This window comes from Streptomyces colwelliae (genome assembly GCF_048158785.1).
Lineage (GTDB): Bacteria > Actinomycetota > Actinomycetes > Streptomycetales > Streptomycetaceae > Streptomyces.
In genome coordinates this window covers 1-16,636 of the sequence record NZ_JBLTJC010000233.1, presented here as the reverse complement: position 1 = coordinate 16,636, position 16,636 = coordinate 1, and the positions used below count along the sequence as shown (strand labels likewise).

General features: G+C 69.9%; 17 protein-coding genes. 5 read left to right on the top strand and 12 right to left on the bottom strand.

Annotated elements, in window-relative coordinates:
• Window positions 1–112: 112 nt before the first annotated feature.
• Window positions 113–1,459, bottom strand: a complete 1,347-nt coding sequence (locus ACNFOC_RS35715) for a glycoside hydrolase family 10 protein (RefSeq protein WP_416963189.1) — start codon at window positions 1,457–1,459, stop codon at window positions 113–115.
• A gap of 163 nt (window positions 1,460–1,622) precedes the next feature.
• Window positions 1,623–2,675, bottom strand: a complete 1,053-nt coding sequence (locus tag ACNFOC_RS35710; protein ID WP_318018262.1) for a LacI family DNA-binding transcriptional regulator — start codon at window positions 2,673–2,675, stop codon at window positions 1,623–1,625.
• A 108-nt stretch (window positions 2,676–2,783) separates the two neighbouring features.
• On the opposite strand from ACNFOC_RS35710, the gene ACNFOC_RS35705 reads away from it, so the two are divergent.
• The 4 genes from ACNFOC_RS35705 to ACNFOC_RS35690 are packed head-to-tail and all read left to right on the top strand — an operon-like array spanning window position 2,784 to window position 8,280.
• The gene (locus ACNFOC_RS35705; protein WP_416963188.1) at window positions 2,784–4,112 is read left to right on the top strand and encodes an ABC transporter substrate-binding protein; all 1,329 of its coding nucleotides are present in this window, start codon (window positions 2,784–2,786) and stop codon (window positions 4,110–4,112) included.
• Between the two features lie 32 nt (window positions 4,113–4,144).
• Window positions 4,145–5,035 (top strand): carbohydrate ABC transporter permease, encoded by an 891-nt coding sequence (locus tag ACNFOC_RS35700; RefSeq protein ID WP_416963191.1) that lies wholly within the window; start codon window positions 4,145–4,147, stop codon window positions 5,033–5,035.
• Between the two features lie 4 nt (window positions 5,036–5,039).
• Window positions 5,040–5,939: a carbohydrate ABC transporter permease gene (locus tag ACNFOC_RS35695; RefSeq protein ID WP_416963187.1), complete on the top strand. Its 900-nt coding sequence runs from the start codon at window positions 5,040–5,042 to the stop codon at window positions 5,937–5,939.
• 34 nt (window positions 5,940–5,973) lie between these two features.
• The gene (locus ACNFOC_RS35690; RefSeq protein ID WP_416963186.1) at window positions 5,974–8,280 is read left to right on the top strand and encodes a beta-xylosidase/alpha-l-arabinosidase; all 2,307 of its coding nucleotides are present in this window, start codon (window positions 5,974–5,976) and stop codon (window positions 8,278–8,280) included.
• A gap of 13 nt (window positions 8,281–8,293) precedes the next feature.
• Here ACNFOC_RS35690 and ACNFOC_RS35685 read toward each other — a convergent pair whose 3' ends face one another.
• From ACNFOC_RS35685 to tsaB, 6 genes are read right to left on the bottom strand one after another with little or no spacing between them, the layout of a single operon-like run.
• Window positions 8,294–8,686, bottom strand: coding sequence for a type II toxin-antitoxin system VapC family toxin (locus tag ACNFOC_RS35685; protein WP_416963185.1), 393 nt, complete (start codon window positions 8,684–8,686; stop codon window positions 8,294–8,296).
• On the bottom strand, window positions 8,683–8,955 hold the full coding sequence (locus ACNFOC_RS35680; protein ID WP_416963184.1) for a hypothetical protein: 273 nt from the start codon (window positions 8,953–8,955) through the stop codon (window positions 8,683–8,685). The genes ACNFOC_RS35685 and ACNFOC_RS35680 overlap by 4 nt, the downstream gene beginning before the upstream one ends.
• A 24-nt stretch (window positions 8,956–8,979) precedes the next feature.
• Window positions 8,980–9,234, bottom strand: a complete 255-nt coding sequence (locus ACNFOC_RS35675; protein ID WP_416963183.1) for a hypothetical protein — start codon at window positions 9,232–9,234, stop codon at window positions 8,980–8,982.
• A complete protein-coding gene (gene tsaD / locus ACNFOC_RS35670) occupies window positions 9,234–10,337 on the bottom strand; it encodes a tRNA (adenosine(37)-N6)-threonylcarbamoyltransferase complex transferase subunit TsaD (protein WP_416963182.1) in 1,104 nt (367 codons plus the stop codon). Before tsaD ends, ACNFOC_RS35675 begins: the two co-directional genes overlap by 1 nt.
• Window positions 10,330–10,848 carry a ribosomal protein S18-alanine N-acetyltransferase gene (gene rimI / locus ACNFOC_RS35665; protein WP_416963190.1) on the bottom strand — a complete coding sequence of 173 codons (519 nt, stop codon included), beginning with the start codon at window positions 10,846–10,848 and terminating at the stop codon, window positions 10,330–10,332. The genes tsaD and rimI overlap by 8 nt, the downstream gene beginning before the upstream one ends.
• A 29-nt stretch (window positions 10,849–10,877) precedes the next feature.
• Window positions 10,878–11,531, bottom strand: coding sequence for a tRNA (adenosine(37)-N6)-threonylcarbamoyltransferase complex dimerization subunit type 1 TsaB (tsaB, locus tag ACNFOC_RS35660; protein ID WP_416963181.1), 654 nt, complete (start codon window positions 11,529–11,531; stop codon window positions 10,878–10,880).
• Window positions 11,532–11,690: 159 nt separating this feature from the next.
• On the opposite strand from tsaB, the gene ACNFOC_RS35655 reads away from it, so the two are divergent.
• The gene (locus ACNFOC_RS35655; protein WP_416963180.1) at window positions 11,691–12,251 is read left to right on the top strand and encodes a hypothetical protein; all 561 of its coding nucleotides are present in this window, start codon (window positions 11,691–11,693) and stop codon (window positions 12,249–12,251) included.
• Between the two features lie 389 nt (window positions 12,252–12,640).
• On the opposite strand, the gene tsaE is transcribed toward ACNFOC_RS35655, so the two are convergent.
• Genes tsaE through ACNFOC_RS35635 form a run of 4 tightly spaced genes read right to left on the bottom strand, consistent with a single transcriptional unit; the run spans window position 12,641 to window position 16,551 of the window.
• Window positions 12,641–13,162 (bottom strand): tRNA (adenosine(37)-N6)-threonylcarbamoyltransferase complex ATPase subunit type 1 TsaE, encoded by a 522-nt coding sequence (tsaE, locus tag ACNFOC_RS35650; RefSeq protein WP_416963179.1) that lies wholly within the window; start codon window positions 13,160–13,162, stop codon window positions 12,641–12,643.
• Window positions 13,128–14,366, bottom strand: a complete 1,239-nt coding sequence (locus ACNFOC_RS35645) for an alpha/beta fold hydrolase (protein WP_416963178.1) — start codon at window positions 14,364–14,366, stop codon at window positions 13,128–13,130. The genes tsaE and ACNFOC_RS35645 overlap by 35 nt, the downstream gene beginning before the upstream one ends.
• Window positions 14,363–15,676 (bottom strand): alanine racemase, encoded by a 1,314-nt coding sequence (alr, locus tag ACNFOC_RS35640; protein ID WP_416963177.1) that lies wholly within the window; start codon window positions 15,674–15,676, stop codon window positions 14,363–14,365. The genes ACNFOC_RS35645 and alr overlap by 4 nt, the downstream gene beginning before the upstream one ends.
• 47 nt (window positions 15,677–15,723) lie before the next feature.
• Entirely contained in the window at window positions 15,724–16,551 is an 828-nt protein-coding gene (locus ACNFOC_RS35635; RefSeq protein ID WP_416963176.1) for a L,D-transpeptidase family protein, read from the bottom strand.
• Window positions 16,552–16,636: the final 85 nt, after the last annotated feature.

Sequence of the window (16,636 nt, the reverse complement as noted above, 5' to 3'; positions counted from 1 at the left end):
GAAGAAGAGCGAGGTGTCCATGCCCCGGCAGAGGGCGTAGCGCTGCCAGTCCCAGTGGTCGACGAGCGGGCGGTATCGAGGAATCACGCTGCTTGCTTCCCCCCCGCCTCCCTCAACCCAGGGTCACCACCGGTACCGGGTTGCTCCCGCTCCAGGACGCGTTGAACCCGAACGTCACCGAGCCGCCGTCCGGGACCGTGCCGTTGTAGGTCGCGTTCGCGCAGGTCACGGCGGTCCCCGACTGGGTACAGGTGGCGTTCCAGGCCTGCGTGATCTGCTGGCCCGCGCCGTACGTCCAGCTCGCCTTCCACGACGACAGCGAGGCTCCGGAGCAGGCGATCGTCACCTGACCCGTGAACCCGGAGTTCCACTGACTGCTCACGCCGTACGTCGCCGAGCACGCCCCGGTCGGCGGCGGGGTCGTGGTCGTGCCGCCGAGCGCCTCCGAGATGCCGTAGTACGCCGGTTTCGGCGCGTAGTTGGCGTCGTACGGTGTCGCCGCCCCGTAGCCCGGGAACGTGCTGTCCACCCACGAGTCGGAGTCGGTGAAGCCCCAGACGGTGACGTTGACGCAGCGCGTGACGGCGACGCAGGCGGCCATGACGCTCTTGAAGTCGGCCTTCTGCTGGGCGAGTTCGGTGCTGTCCGCCGGGAGCGCCATCCGTACGTCGAGCTCGGTGATCGCCACGTCCACGCCCAGGTCGGCGAAGCGCTGGATGTTCTGCTGGAGGGTGGCCGGGACCTGGCCGAGGATGAGGTGGGCCTGGAGGCCGACCCCGTCGATCGGAACGCCCGCCGCCTTCAGGGACTTGACCAGGTTGTACAGGGCGGTGGACTTCGCGTTGACGCCTTCGACGTTGTAGTCGTTGATGTAGAGCTTGGCGGCCGGGTCGGCCGCGTGGGCCCAAGTCAGCGCCTGCGCTATGTAGTTGGCGCCGAGGCCGTTGTACCAGAGCGTCGAGCGGTAGGTGCCGTCCTCGTTGAAGGGTTCGTTCACCACGTCCCAGGCGGTGATCTCGCCTTTGTAGCGGCCGACTTCGGTATTGATGTGGTTCTGGAGCAGGCTGCTCAACTGGGCCGACGTCCAGGTGCCGTTCGTCAGCCAGCTCGGGTTCTGGCTGTGCCAGACCAGGGTGTGGCCGCGCACCTGCTGGTTGTGGGCCTGCGCGAAGGCGACGATCTGGTCCGCCTCCGCCCAGTTGAAGCTGCCCTGCGTCGGCTCGACGCTCCCCCACTTCATGGCGTTGCCGGGGGTGAGCGAGTTGAACTGGGCGCCGGCGATGTCGCCGTACGTGCCGGTGAGCTTGGAGCCGGTGACCGCGGTGCCGACGACTTTGCCCTTCGCGGCGGCGAGGTCGCGCAGCGGGGTGTCGGCGGCGTGTGCGGCGGGTGCCGCGAAGAGCATGACGGCGCCGGTGAACAGGGCCGCCAGGGATAAGCCGGTTCTCAGAGATCTCATTGCGGGTGCCTCCGAAAGTTTCGGTTGTGCAACCGATTGGCTTCGGAGGAGTGTGGGGCGACTCACCCCACTCGTCAATACGTCACCTTCCGGCCACCCACCTCACTGTCACGTCGGCTTATGGCCGCCCACCTCACGGTCACGTCGGCTTACGCCGTCCACCTCACTCCGCGGCCGGTGCCGCCGTACTGCTGCGCACCACCAGGCTGGTGGCCAGCTCCACCCGCCGTGCCGCCGAGGACTCCCCCTCGCGCCCGAGGTCGAGCACCAGCTTCGCCGCCGCCTCGGCCATCTCGGTGAGGGGCTGTCGTACGGTCGTCAGCGGCGGGCCGACCCAGCGCGCCACCGGCAGATCGTCGAAGCCGACCACGCTCAGGTCCTCGGGGATGCGCAGCCCGAGTTCGCGCGCGGCCTCGTACAGACCGAGCGCCTGGAGGTCGTTGCCGGCGAAGACGGCGGTGGGCCGGTCCGGGCGGCGCAGCAGTTCAAGACCGAGCCGGTAGCCGGCCTCGTGGTGGAAGTCGCCGGTGGTGATCAGCGAGGGGTCGACCGGCAGCCCGGCCGTCTCCAGGGCGGCCCGGTACCCGTCCACCCTGGCGCGGCTGCACATCATCCGGGACGGTCCGCTGATCGCGCCGATCCGGGTGTGGCCGAGTTCGACCAGGTGCCGGGTGGCGGCGAGCCCGCCCTGCCAGTTCGTCGCACCGATCGACGGCACGTCCGCGCCCGGGTCGCCGGCCGGGTCCATCACCACGAACGGGATGGAACGGCTGGTGAGCAGCGCCCGCTGGGACTCGTCGAGCCCGGAGAGGACGAGGATCACGCCGTGCGGGCGGCGGGCGGCGACCTGATCGGCCCAGGTCCGGCCCGGGGTCAGCCGCCCCGCGCTCTCACTCAGCACCACGCTCAGCCCGGAGTCCCGCGCCACGTTCTCCACGCCCCGGATGACCTCCATCGCCCAGGCGCTCTCCAGCTCGTGGAAGACCAGGTCGATCAGCGGGGAACGGGTCGCCTCGGCGCGGCGGCGCCGGTAGCCGTAGACGCGGAGCAGGTCCTCGACGCGGGTGCGGGTCGCGGGGGCGACGTCGGCACGGCCGTTGAGGACCTTCGAAACAGTCGGAGCCGACACTCCGGCCTCGCGGGCGATCTCGGCGAGCGTGGCGGTCTGGGTCGGCCGACCCGCTGTCTGGGTTTCGGCGGAATCCGGGGCTGTCATGGCGGCGATCGTATCCCTGCGCGACCTCTTGACGAACCCCCCAGCGCGCCTTAGGTTCCCGGAACATTCGTAGAACGGCTCGAAACATTCGCACGAGAGGTGCTGTCCATGGAGCCCAACACGTCCAACGGCGGGCGTACGTTCAGCAGGCGCTGGGTGCTCGGCGCCGGTGCCACCACCCTGCTCACCACCGGGCTCACGGCCTGCGGCTCCAGTGACAGCACCGGCGACAGCAGCACGGTCACCGCCTTCACCTACGGCGACGACGCGGCGAAGGTGCAGGTCAAGGCCGTCACCCGGTTCAACGCGTCGGCGGCGGCGAAGAAGGCCAAGGGCAAGATCAAGCTGGAGAAGGTGCCCGGCACCGACTACCCGGCCAAGCTGCGCACCGCGATGGGCTCCCCGAACGCGCCGGACGTCTTCTTCAACTGGGGCGGCGGCTCGATCAAGGCGTACCAGGAGGCGAACCAGCTGGTCGACCTCACCGACACCATCAAGAGCGACCCCGTCCTCAAGGACGGCTTCCTGCCCTCGGTGCTCGCGGCGGGCGCGCTCAAGGGCAAGAACTACGGCATACCGATGCGCGGCATGCAGCCCGTGATCCTCTTCTACAACAAGACGGTCTTCGCCGCGCAGAAGCTCCAACCACCGACCACCTGGGCCGAGTTGCTCGACATCAACAAGAAGCTGAAGGCGGCGGACATCACTCCGTTCGCGCTCGGGGGTGCGGACATCTGGCCCGAGTTGATGTGGCTGGAGTACCTGGTCGACCGGATCGGCGGGCCCGACGTCTTCGACAAGATCAAGAATGGCGATGCGTCCGGCTGGGGCGACCCCGCTGTCCTCAAGGCCGCCGAGACGGTCAAGGAACTCATCGACGACGGCGCGTTCGGCAAGGGGTTCAGCTCTGTGTCGTACGTCAACGGTGGGGCGCCCGCGGTGTTCGCCAAGGGTAAGGCGGCGATGCATCTGATGGGGTCGTGGGAGTACTCGACGCAGCTCGGGAAGTTCCCCGACTTCGCCAAGAAGAACCTCGGGTGGTTCGCGTTTCCGAAGTACGAGGGGGGTGCCGGTGACATCCGTAACGTGGTCGGGAATCCCACCAACTACTGGTCCGTGAACGCCCGTACGGGTAACAAGGATGCGGCGATCGCGTTCCTTCGTGACTGTGCGTCGGAGGCGTACGCGAAGGAACTCGTTGCCAACGGGGACATTCCGACTACGTCGAACGCGGAGAAGTTGCTGGACTCCTCGCCCAATCCGGAGTTCGCGAAGTTCCAGTACCAGATGGTGCAGCAGGCGCCGGCGTTCACGTTGAGCTGGGATCAGGCGGTGGATCCGGATGTGTCCACGCCGATGCTGACGGAGATCAACAAGCTGTTTGTGGGGAAGAGTTCGCCTAGCCAGTTCGTGTCCGCGCTCAAGGAGTTGAAGTGAGCGAGCGCTCCGCAGAGGGGCCGGTTCTTCAACTGCGGGGCCGTCGTGGCTGGTCGCGCAGTTCCCCGCGCCCCTATAGGGGCGCTTCACCTCACGCCCTCCTAGCTGTGCCCGGGGTGCTGTTCTTCGTGTTCTTCGCCGTTGCGCCCATGGTCCTCGCCGTGTATCTCTCCTTCACCACGTGGAACGGGCTCGGCGATCCGAAACCAGTAGGCCTGGCCAACTGGCAGAAGTTGCTGCACGACTCCCGTCTCACCCAATCCCTCACCGTCACCGTCCTGTTGACCGTGACGAGCTGGGCCTTCCAGACGGTCGTGTCTCTTCTCCTCGGGGTCTGGGCGGCCGGGCGGCAGCGCAACCGGGCCGTCCTTTCAGCCATCTTCTTCGTGCCGTTCCTGCTCTCCTCCACCGCTATCGCGTTGCTCTTCTACGCACTCCTCGACCCGAACTTCGGTGTCATCCACCAGGACACGCTGGGGTCGACGAGCGGGGCGTTTCTCGCGATCGTGTTTGTCGGGGGGTGGCAGTTCATCCCGTTCCACACGCTGATCTATCAGGGCGGGGCACGCCAGATTCCCGAAGTGCTCTATCAGGCGGCGGCAATTGACGGTGCGGGCCGTTACCGGCAGTTCTTCTCGATCACGCTGCCGCAGCTCCGCAACACGGCGACGACGTCCAGCGTGCTGATGATCGTCGGCTCGCTCACCTACTTCGAGACCGTCCTGATCCTCACCCAGGGCGGCCCCGGCACGGACACGGCGATCCTGCCGTACCTGATGTACGAAGCCGGCTTCAAGAGCTACGACTTCGGCTACGCGAGCGCGATAGCGACCTTCCTGGTCGTCATCGCCACCGCGCTCTCCCTCGTCCTCGTCAGGCTCACCGGTTTCGGCGCCATGCGCAGTACCCGCGAAGGGATGTGACGGAGTGTCACACGACACCTTGCCGCGTCCGGTGAAGACGGCGGGAGAACGGGTGGAACCCGCTCGAACCCGAAGGCGCCGGCACTGGAGCAGGCGCCCCAACCCCGTCGCGGGCCTGGGTTCACTCCTCTGGCTGGCCGTCGTCATCGTCCCGATCTACGCGATGATCTCGGCCTCGCTCACCCGCCAGGACAAGGCCCTCGGCAACAACGCCCTGAAGCCGCCCACCGATCCGACCTTCGCCAACTACAACACCGTCCTGCACAACGGCTTCGGCCACTTCCTCGCGAACACGGCACTGGTGGCGGCGGCGGTCGTAGGAATAGTCCTGGTGCTGTGCGTCCCGCTGGCCTACGTGGCCGTACGCACCCGCACGGTCTGGTCGAGCGCGGCCTTCCGTCTGTTCCTGATGGGAGTCGCGATCCCGGCCCAGGCAGTCGTGGTCCCCCTCTACCTGATGATCGCCAAACTCGACCTGTACGACAGCCTGTTGGCGGTGATCCTCCCTACGGCGGCCTTCGCGATGCCGGTCTCCGTGCTGATCCTGACCGGCACGCTGCGGGACATCTCGGAGGACCTGTACGAGGCGATGGCGCTCGACGGCGCGTCGGCGACCCGGATGCTGTTCCAGCTGGTCATCCCGATGACCAAGGGCGGTATCAGCACGGTCGTCATCTACGCGGCGCTCCAGGCCTGGAACGGCTTCCTCTTCCCGCTGATCTTCACCCAGTCCGACGGACCGAGGGTCCTCACCCTCGGACTCTTCAACTACGTCAGCCAGTTCGGCGTGAACATCCCGGCCCTGCTCGCCTCGGTCGTCCTCTCCGGCATCCCGATCTTCGCCGTCTACCTGGTGGCCCGGCGCGCCCTGGTCGGCGGCCTGATGGGCGTGGGCGGCAAGTGAGCTGCCCCAACTCACCTTTTCCGAACGGAGTTTCATGACCACCGCCCCCTGGCGCGACCCCGCCCTGCCCGCCGCCGCCCGCGTCGACGACCTGCTCGCCCGGATGACCCTGGAGGAGAAGACCGCCCAGCTCTACGGCGTGTGGGTGGGCGCCGCCACGGACGGCGACGGAGTCGCCCCGCTCCAGCGCGAGATGACCTCCGAGTACGACTGGGACGAGCTGATCACCCAGGGCCTGGGCCAGCTCACCCGTTCCTTCGGTACGGCGCCGGTGGACCCGGAGTTGGGCGCGCAGGCGCTGGCCCGCGCGCAGCGCCGGATCGCGGCGGCGGGGCGTTTCGGCATCCCGGCGGTAGCCCACGAGGAGTGCCTGGCGGGCTTCACCGCGTGGGGTGCGACGGCGTACCCGGTGCCGCTGGCGTGGGGCGCGAGCTTCGACCCGGAGCTGGTCGAGGAGATGGCCCGGCACATCGGCGCCGACCTGCGCGCGACCGGCGTCCACCAGGGCCTCGCCCCGGTCCTGGACGTCGTACGGGATCCGCGCTGGGGCCGGGTGGAGGAGACGATCGGGGAGGACCCGTACCTGGTGGGGACCATCGGTACGGCTTATGTGCGGGGCTTGGAGTCGGCCGGGATCGTCGCGACGCTGAAGCACTTCGCCGGGTACGCGTCCTCGGTGGGCGCTCGGAACCTGGCGCCGGTGCGGGCCGGGGTGCGGGAGTTCGCGGACGTGGTGCTGCCGCCGTTCGAGATGGCGCTGCGGGAGGGCGGCGCGCGCTCGGTGATGGCGGCGTACAACGAGACGGACGGCGTACCGGCGTCGGCGGACCCGCGCCTGCTGACCGAACTCCTCCGCGACGACTGGGAGTTCACCGGCACGGTGGTCGCCGACTACTTCGGCATCGGTTTCCTGGAGACGCTCCACCGGGTGGCGGGCAGCCCGGCACAGGCGGCGCGGGCGGCGCTGGAGGCGGGCGTCGACATAGAGCTGCCGACGCTGAAATGCTACGGGAAGCCGCTGGTGGAGGCGGTGCGGGCGGGCGAGATCCCGGAGGCGTTGGTGGACCGGGCGGCGCGTCGAGTGCTGTTGCAGAAGGCCGAGTTGGGGCTTTTGGACGAGGACTGGTCCCCGGAGCCGACCGGGCGGATCGACCTCGACTCACCGGCGAATCGCACCCTGGCCCGCCAACTGGCCGAGGAGTCGGTGGTGTTGCTGGACAACCCGGACGGCGTGCTCCCGCTCCCGCCCGAGGCACGCATCGCGGTGGTGGGCCCAAGGGCGGCGGACGCTCTCGCCATGCTGGGCTGCTACTCCTTCCCGTCCCACGTGGGCACGCACCACCCCGAGGTGCCGATGGGCATCGAGATCCCCACGGTGCTGGACTCCCTGCGGGCCGAACTCCCGGACGCCAAGGTGACGTTCGCCAAGGGGTGCGACGTCTCCGGCCCGGACACCTCGGGCTTCGAGGAGGCGGTGGCGCGGACCGCGGAGGCGGACGTGTGCGTGGCGGTCCTCGGCGACCGCGCGGGCCTGTTCGGACGCGGCACGTCGGGCGAGGGCTGCGACGTGGCGGACCTCCAACTACCCGGCATACAGGCCGACTTGCTGGACGCACTGGTATCGACGGGCGTCCCGGTGGTCCTGGTCCTGCTGACCGGCCGCCCCTACGCGCTGGGCCGCTGGCAGGGCCAACTGGGCGCGGTGGTCCAGGCGTTCTTCCCGGGCGAGGAGGGCGGCCCCGCGGTGACGGGAGTCCTCTCGGGCCGCGTCAACCCGTCCGGCCGCCTCCCGGTGAGCGTCCCGCACGCGCCGGGCGGCCAACCGTGGACGTACCTGCAACCCCCGTTGGGCCTGGCCGACGAGGTCAGCAGCCTCGACCCGACCCCCCTGTACCCCTTCGGCCACGGCCGCTCGTACACGAACTTCGCCTGGGAGCCCGCCGATTCACCGGAGTCGGAGATCGACACGGCCGGCTCCTACGACCTGCCCGTCACCATCCGCAACACCGGCGACCGTACCGGCACGGAGGTCGTCCAGCTGTACCTCCACGACCCGGTCGCCTCGGTGACCCGCCCGGACGTCCGCCTGATCGCTTACCAGCGCCTGGAGTTGGCCCCCGGCGAGGCGTCCCGCGTGACCTTCCACTTCCACGCGGACCTGTCGGCGTTCACGGACCGCTCGGGGCGCCGGGTGGTTGAACCGGGCCTACTGGAACTGAGGTTGGGGGTTTCCAGCGCGGACGTACGGCATACGACACGGCTCACACTGACGGGTCCCGTGCGAGTGGCGGGGGCGGAGCGGCGGTTGCGGTGCGAGACGGAGGTGCGGGCCTGCGAGTGACCTCGGGCGCCGGTCAGACCTTGATCACATGGGCACCGGTCCCGCAGAGTTCCCGGAGATCCTCGGGGTCCGAGGTCAGCACGGTGACGGGTGCCGGGGAGGCGAGTGCCGTCGCGGCGACGATCGCGTCAAGTGCGTACTTGTGCCCGTGCAGACGGGCCGCAGCGAGGAGCTTGCTGGCGTGGCGGGCGATCGCCTCGCTGGGCGGGACGACGTTGACTCGTGAGACAGCGTGGTCGAAGCGGGCCTGGTGGGTCCTGGGATCGCGGGCCTCTACCAGGGTCACCGAGCTGACGACCACGCGGATGTCCTCGGCCTCGGCCGCGGCGAGCCACTCGGTGAGTTCCGGAGTGCGCCGTACGAGTTTGGACAGCCCCTCGCAGTCGAGGACGAGCGTGCCGCTCACGCGGCGTCGGCTGAGCCGGCCGAGCCACCGCGCAGGACGGCCCGTTTGGCCTCGACCGCGGCCGGGTCCACCGGACCGTGCACGGCTTCCGCGTCCTCGACCAGTTCACGCAGCCGATCCCGCTCCAGCTGGCGCTGGATGAGTGCTTCGACGTAGGCGGACATGCCTCGCTTGCCGGTGCGCGCCTTGAGGGCGGCGATAGTGCCCTCGTGGAGCGACACCGACACGGGGCGGACGGGCCCTTCACCGGGTACGGGAGAATCAGCCATGACCCCACTTTAACAAAACTCTTGTTATTCGCCCACCGACTCGAACCGCCACCGATGCACCGCCCGGGCCACCAACTCCCCACCCGGCTCGGGCAGTTCGGGCAGCTCCGCGTCGTACTCAGCGTCCCACCACGTGATGACGAGAACCCGGTCCTGGGGCGCGCGCAGGAACTCCCGGCGCAGGGGTTCGGCCGGGAGGGTCTGGGCCCGCGCCCAGGCGAGCAGTTCAGCCCCCCGCCCCGGGACCGCCCGCGCCTCCCACATCAGGGCAACCGTCATCACGAGTACAGGTTCTCCTTGCTGACCTCGTGCACGTGGTCGTGATGGTGATGCCCCGGGACGTGGGGGTCCGTCACCGGCAGGGAGGAGTCCGCCGAGAGGTCCCAGTCCGAGGGGGTCCGGTTCCGCGCCACCATCTCCGCGCCCAGCGCGGCGACCATCGCACCGTTGTCCGTGCACAGCTTCGGGCGCGGGACGCGCAGACGGATGCCGGCCGCCTCGCAGCGCTCCGCCGCCAGGGCCCGGAGACGGGAGTTCGCGGCGACGCCGCCGCCGATCATCAGGTGGTCGACACCCTCGTCCTTGCAGGCCCGTACGGCCTTGCGGGTCAGGACGTCGACGACGGCCTCCTGGAAGGACGCCGACACATCGCGCACCGGCACGTCCTCCCCCGCCGCCCGCTTCGCCTCGATCCAGCGGGCCACGGACGTCTTCAGCCCGGAGAAGGAGAAGTCGTACGCCGGGTCGCGCGGCCCGGTCAGTCCGCGCGGGAAGGTGATCGCCGTAGGGTCGCCCTCCTTCGCGTACCGGTCGATGACCGGCCCGCCCGGGAAACCGAGGTTCAGCACGCGCGCGATCTTGTCGAAGGCCTCGCCCGCCGCGTCGTCGATCGTCGCGCCCAGCGGCCGTACGTCCGAGGTGATGTCCGAGGAGAGGAGCAGGGACGAGTGACCGCCGGACACCAGCAGCGCCATCGTCGGTTCGGGCAGCGGGCCGTGTTCCAGCTGGTCCACGCAGATGTGGGAGGCGAGGTGGTTCACGCCGTAGAGGGGCTTGCCGAGCGCGTAGGCGTACGCCTTGGCCGCCGAGACGCCGACCAGCAGGGCACCGGCGAGGCCGGGCCCCGCCGTGACCGCGATGCCGTCGAGGTCACGCGCGCTCACGCCCGCGTCCTTCAGCGCGCGCTGGATCGTCGGGACCATCGCCTCCAGATGGGCGCGGGACGCCACCTCCGGTACGACCCCGCCGAAGCGGGCGTGCTCGTCGACGCTGGACGCGACCGCGTCCGCCAGCAGGGTGGTACCGCGGACGATGCCGACACCGGTCTCGTCGCAGGAGGTCTCGATGCCCAGGACGAGCGGCTCGTCGCGTGAGTCAGTCATGGATCTCGGTTCCTTGTACGGAAGTTGAACCCGCAGCGGAGCTGCTGTCGGGATCTGTGGTCAGGCGCATCACCAGGGCGTCGACGTTGCCCGGCTGGTAGTAGCCGCGCCGGAAACCGATCGGGGCGAAGCCGAAGCGCTCGTACAGCTTCTGCGCGCGGACGTTGTCGACGCGGCACTCGAGCATGACCTCGGCGCACTCGAACTCGCTTGCCGCGGTGAGGAGTTCGGTGAGGAGGGTGGCTCCGAGGCCGGTCCCCCAGTGGTCGCGGGCTACGGCGATGGTCTGGATGTCGGCCTGGTCTCCAGTGGTGGCGAGGCCCGCGTAGCCGATGACCCGGACACCGCCCTCGTACTGTTCGCCGGTCGCCTCCGCCACCAGGTACCGGCGTGTCGCCTCGGCGCCCCGCGCGTGCGCCAGTTCGGACCAGAACATGCCCCGGGACCAGGCGTCCTCGGGGAAGAGGTCCCTCTCCAGTTCCAGCACGGGATCGATGTCCCACCAGCGCATCTCGCGCAGTCGAGGACTCAGGGATTCGGTCACTTCGGGGTGACCACCTTGTAGTTCTTGGGCACCTGGGCGTCGGGGCGGCGCAGGTACAGCGGCCGGGGCGCGGGGAGTTCGACGCCCGCCGCGAGTCTCTCGACGGCCAGCGAGGCGAGCGCGGCGGCGGACACGTGCTCCGGCTCGTGCGCGGACGGGAAGGTGTCCGGGTAGAGCAGCGCGCCGGCGCCGACGGCGGGCAGTCCCGCGACCTGGTCGGCGATGTCGGCGGGCCGGTCCACGGCCGGGTCGGTGAGGCGGGTACGGGAGTCGGCGTAGCGCGCCCAGTAGACCTCCTTGCGCCGCGCGTCCGTGGCCACGACGAACGGGCCGCCGAGGTCGGCGGCGTAGGCGAGGCCGTCCAGCGTGCACACGCCGTGCACGGGCACCCCGAGCGCGAGCCCGAAGGTGTCGGCGGTCATCAGCCCGACGCGCAGCCCGGTGTAGGGGCCGGGGCCGATGCCCACGACGATTCCCGTGACGGCGTCGAGCGTGAGCCCCGCGCCGGCGAGCACGTGGTCGACGGCCGGGAGCAGCAGCTCACCGTGGCGGCGCGCGTCCACCTGACTCGACGAGGCGATGACGGCCTCGCCGTCGTGCAGGGCGACGGTGACGGCGGGGGTGGCGGTATCCAGAGCGAGCAAGAGCACGCAAACAGCCTACGGCTCCGGCGCCGCGAGCACGGCCGCCCCGGTCGCCCCGGCCCCTGCTGCTACGGTCACCTAGGGTCACCGGACTTACAGGACGTACGGGACCGTACGGGACACCGTCACAGGACGTAGACGTATGAGACGCGGAGGTGGGCGCTGATGGCCGGCAGCAGCTCGGGAATCGTGGCCGGGCTCACCGTGGCGGCCGTCGCCACGGTCGGTTTCCTCGCCTATCAGGCGTCGGCGAGCGTCCCGGCCGGGCTGGGGGACACGGCCCGCGCGAGCGCCTCGCCCGCGGCGGTCGCCGCCAAGAAGGCCCCGCGCGACAAGAAGAACCCCGCCGCGCTGCCCACCGGGTCCGGCAGGGGCGAGCGGGTCGTGTACTCGGTGGACGACGACCGGGTGTGGCTGGTCGCCGAGAACAACAAGGTCAACCGCACGTTCAAGGTCACCCCCGGCACGGTGGACCCACCCACGGGCACCTATCCGGTCACCTCCCGCTCGAACGCGATCATCGGCACCGACGGCACCCCCATCCAGCACGTCGTCCGCTTCACCAACGCGGACAACGTCGCCATCGGCTTCAGCGCGGCGGTGAGCGGCGCGACAGAGGAACCCGACCCCACAACCAAGTCGGGCGGCATCCGCGAGTCGATCGAGGACGGCGCGGCGATGTGGGAGTTCGCGACGATCGGCCAGAGCATCGTCGTAATCCGCTAGGTGGATCGCGCCCCAAAGGGGCGCGGGGAACTGCGCGACCAGCCCCCACCGGCGCGCAGCCGAACGACTACGCGGCCTTTTCCTGCTCAACCGGCGGAGCCTCCGGCTCCGGAGCCCGCGGCGGCGTAGAAACGGCCTTGGCCAGCTCCCCCGCCGCCAACAACTCCCGCATGGACACCCCGCCAACCGCATACGCATACGGCCGCGCCCACTCACGCTGGTTCTCTGAAGCCGACATGGACGCCTCCTGGGAGCCGGGGGCAGGCGTAGTTAGGTAGACCTAACTACGAACTGGATACCATGTGACCACGCGCGAGTCCCCGAACGCAACATCTTGCCGACACCTTGTCGGAACCCACACCACTCGCACCGCCCGCACCACCCGCGGGTCAGCCCCCGAGCACACCCAGTTCGACGCCGGCCCACCGCGCACCGAGCCCGGTGACGGTGACGTGCCGTACCTCGTCGGTCGTGTCCCCGACGGCCCGGTGGATCACGAGCGAGAGCCGGTCGTCCGTCAACTCCTCGACCTTGCCCTCACCCCACTCCACGACGATCACGGACTCGGGCAGCGAGACATCGAGATCGAGGTCCTCCATGTCGTCGAGCCCGCCGCTGAGGCGATACGCGTCGACGTGGACAAGCGGCGGCCCTTCACCGAGCGAGGGATGCACGCGCGCGATGACGAAGGTCGGCGAGGTGACCGCCCCGCGGACGCCGAGCCCCTCCCCCAGTCCCCGGGTCAGTGTCGTCTTGCCGGCGCCCAGCTCACCCGTGAGCATCACGAGGTCGCCCGCGCGCAGCAGCTTGGCGAGGCGGCGTCCCAACTCCCGCATCTGCTCGGGGGAGTTGACGGTGATCGCTACGGAGAGGGGCTCAGCCGCGTTGTGCGGTGCTGCTGGTGCTTCCATAGCCACTTACGGTAGCTCCTGCCGGCACGGCACCCGCGCGGGTGAGCAGGTCGGCGAGGCGGTCCGTCACCACTTCCGGGTGCTCCAGCATGACCAGGTGCCCGGCGTCCGGCACGAGCACCAGCTCGGCGTCCGGCAGCAGGTCGGCGATGGCCTCGCTGTGCTCACTGGGCGTGACGAGATCGCCGATCCCGGCCAGCACGAGCACCGGCATGTCCTTGAAGTTGGTCAGGGCCGCTGTCTTGTCGTGGTCGGTGAACGCCGGATAGAACTCGGCGACGACATCGATGGGCGTGCCCTCGATCATCCGCTCGGCGAACCGCGCGACCGCCGGATCGACGTCCCGCGAGGCGAACGAGTACCGCTTGATGATCCCGGCGAACAGATCGGCGGTGGCCCGCCGCCCCCGCTCCACCAGCGCGGCCTGCTGCCCGAGCGCCTTCAGCACACCGGGCAGCACCCGCCGCACGGCGTTGACCCCGGCGACGGGCAGCCCGAAGTTGACCTCGCCGAGCCGCCCGGAGGACGTACCGACGAAGGCGGTGGCGACGACCCGGTCGCGGATCAGGTCGGGGTACTGGTCGGCGAGGGCCATCACCGTCATGCCGCCCATGGAGTGCCCGACGAGCACGATCGGCCCCTCGGGCACGGCCGCGTCGATCACAGCCTTCAGGTCGCGCCCCAACTGGTCGATGGTGAGCGGCATGTCGTCTTCCAGCTGCGCCACCCCGCGCGCGGAACGCCCGTGGCTGCGCTGGTCCCAGTGCACGGTCCGCACGACCCCGCGCAGGGCGGCCCGCTGGAAGTGCCAGGAGTCCTGGTTCAGGCAGTACCCGTGACTGAAGACGACAGTGACGGGGGCCGGGGCCTTGCGCCCGAAGAGCCGCCGCCGCTTGGGCGTGACGGCGACGGTCGGCTCGATGTCGTCGACCTCGTAGTACAGCTCGGTGCCGTCGTCGGCCTGTGCCGTACCCGGCGTGCCGCGCAACGAGCCGTACGGCCCCGTGGAGTCGAGCGCCAGCCGGGCCCGCTCGCGCATCCCCCGCCCGACGGTCATCCGCTCTATGGCGACACCGGCCGCGGCACCGGCGGCGATCACACCTATCGCGGCACCGGCGATACCGGTGGCCTTGCGCCAGTTCCCGCCCGCCCCCGCGGCGGCGGAGGCGACCGCGGCGACGGCCTCCGCACTGCTCTCGCTCACGTGCCGCTCCTCTTCACGTCAAGACCCTGCGCTACGTCGTCTCCCTCATACCCGGGAATGATCTCCGGAACGACTTCGGAGACGACCTCGGGACCGAACCCAGGACCGCCCTCACCGACGCCCTCGGGGACGACCTGGCCGACAACCTCATTGACGTAGACGCGGGGAACGCGTGTTCCGATGCGGGTAACGATCTCGTAGGCGATGGTCCCGGCGGCCTGCGCCCAGTCCTCGGCGGTGGGCTCACCACGGTCACCGGCCCCGAACAGAATCGCCTCGGCACCGACCTCGGGCTCGTCCCCACCCAGATCTACGACGAACTGGTCCATGGCGACCCGCCCGGCGACCGTCCGCCACTTCCCGCCGACGAGCACGGGCCCGGTACCGGAGGCGTGCCGCGGGATGCCGTCCGCGTAACCGACGGGGATGAGGCCGAGGGTGGTCGCACCCGGGGTGACGTAGTGATGTCCGTAACTGACCCCGTGCCCGCCCGGCACCTGCTTCACGAGCGCGATGGACGCCTTCAGGGACATCACGGCCCGCAACCCGAAATCGTCCGGGGCCCCCACCTCGGGGCTGGGCGAGATGCCGTAGACGGCGATGCCGGTCCGGACGAGGTCGAAGTGCGAGTCGGAACGGGTGAGCGTGGCAGGCGAGTTGGCGATGTGCCGTACTTCGGCCCGCACCCCGCGCTCTTCCGCGTACGACACCATCTCGCGGAAGAGGGCGAGTTGGGCGTCGATGGAGGGATGCCCGGGTTCGTCGGCGCACGCGAAGTGGGACCAGAGCCCGGTGATACGGAGAAGCCCGTCGCCCTCGGCGCGCAGGGCGGCGGCGACCAGCTCGGCCCAGTCGTCGCCGGGCTGACACCCGTTGCGCCCGAGCCCGGTGTCGGCCTTGAGCTGCACGCGCGCGGGAAGCCCGACGGCACGAGCGGCCGCGACGACCTCCTCCAGGGCCCACATCCCGCTCACCGACACATCGAGATCGGCCTCGATGGCCTCCCGCCAGGGCCCACCCGGCGTCCACAGCCAGCACATGATCCGCACGCCGTCGGGCAACCCGGCACGGGCCCGCAGGTCAAGCGCCTCTTCAGGCGTGGCGGTACCAAGCCAGGTGGCCCCCGCCTCGACGGCCGCACGCGCGCAGGGCACAGCCCCATGGCCGTACGCGTCGGACTTCACGACGGCCATGAGGGCCGCGCCCGGCGCGAGGGCGCGCAGGGTCCGCACATTGGCCCGCAGGGCGCCCAGATCGACCTCGGCGCGGGCGCGCAGCGGTGCGGTGGGCTGGGTGGTTGTCTCATTCATGGCACCCCCAGTGTCTCAGAGAGGACTGACACCCCCTCTGAGCCCTCCTAGTTCCCGGGCCGGTGCCCCCACACGTACACACGGTCGCCCTTCTTGAGGACGCCCCAGAGCTTGCGGGCGTCGGCCAGCCGGAGGTTGACACAGCCCCAGGAGCCGACGGTGGTGTAGATGCTGCCGTAGACGGCGTGGAAGGCGATGCCCCCGTCGAAGAACTGGGCATACGGCATAGGGCTGTTGTAGAGCGTCGACCAGTGGTTCTTGTGCTTCCAGTAGATCTTGTGCCAGCCACCCCGGGTCACATGCCCGGTGCGTCCACTGCGCATGGGCACCGGCCCGAAGACGACCTTCTTCCCCTTCTGCACCCAGGTGAGCTGCCGGTCGAGATCGACACAGGCGACGCGGTACTTGCTCACCGGACACTTACGGGCAGCGTTCGGATTCTTCTTGGCACCGAGCAACTGCATACGCGCCCAGGTAACGGGCCCCGCGAATCCGATAGCGGGCTTAATACCCTGCTTCTTCTGAAAGGCACGGATGGCCTTGCAGTCGGCGCCCGACTGCTTCCCGTCCACCTTCAGCTTCAGCCACCGTTCCACACCCCGCTGGTACGGCCCGGTCTGCTTGCTACAGGTCACCTTGGCGACGGCGTCGGCGATCGGCACGTACTCGACGAGCGCGTAGGTCCCCACGGCGGCGTCCCGAGGCTCAACCCTGTCTTCTTCAGCGGTAGGCGTGTACACCTCCGGCGCGAGCGCCTGATCGGGCGTATCGATCTGCCACGGCTGATAGGGCCCCGGTGCCACCCCCGGCACCAACTCGGTCTCCCCGGGCCCCCTTGTCGACGCGCGCCCTGCTTGGCGCGCCGGAATCACCAACTCCCCACCGCCCGCGGCCCGTTCGAGGACGTTGCGGCGGCTGACGTCGGCGGCGACGCGGCTGCGGGGCTAGTCGCTCTCGGGG

Coding starts and splice junctions, on each gene's coding strand:
- ACNFOC_RS35715 (WP_416963189.1), bottom strand. CDS start 1,459: ATGAGATCTCTGAGAACCGGCTTATCCCTGGCGGCCCTGTTCACCGGC.
- ACNFOC_RS35710 (WP_318018262.1), bottom strand. CDS start 2,675: ATGACAGCCCCGGATTCCGCCGAAACCCAGACAGCGGGTCGGCCGACC.
- ACNFOC_RS35705 (WP_416963188.1), top strand. CDS start 2,784: ATGGAGCCCAACACGTCCAACGGCGGGCGTACGTTCAGCAGGCGCTGG.
- ACNFOC_RS35690 (WP_416963186.1), top strand. CDS start 5,974: ATGACCACCGCCCCCTGGCGCGACCCCGCCCTGCCCGCCGCCGCCCGC.
- ACNFOC_RS35680 (WP_416963184.1), bottom strand. CDS start 8,955: ATGGCTGATTCTCCCGTACCCGGTGAAGGGCCCGTCCGCCCCGTGTCG.
- ACNFOC_RS35675 (WP_416963183.1), bottom strand. CDS start 9,234: ATGACGGTTGCCCTGATGTGGGAGGCGCGGGCGGTCCCGGGGCGGGGG.
- tsaD (WP_416963182.1), bottom strand. CDS start 10,337: ATGACTGACTCACGCGACGAGCCGCTCGTCCTGGGCATCGAGACCTCC.
- rimI (WP_416963190.1), bottom strand. CDS start 10,848: ATGCGCTGGTGGGACATCGATCCCGTGCTGGAACTGGAGAGGGACCTC.
- ACNFOC_RS35655 (WP_416963180.1), top strand. CDS start 11,691: ATGGCCGGCAGCAGCTCGGGAATCGTGGCCGGGCTCACCGTGGCGGCC.
- tsaE (WP_416963179.1), bottom strand. CDS start 13,162: ATGGAAGCACCAGCAGCACCGCACAACGCGGCTGAGCCCCTCTCCGTA.
- alr (WP_416963177.1), bottom strand. CDS start 15,676: ATGAATGAGACAACCACCCAGCCCACCGCACCGCTGCGCGCCCGCGCC.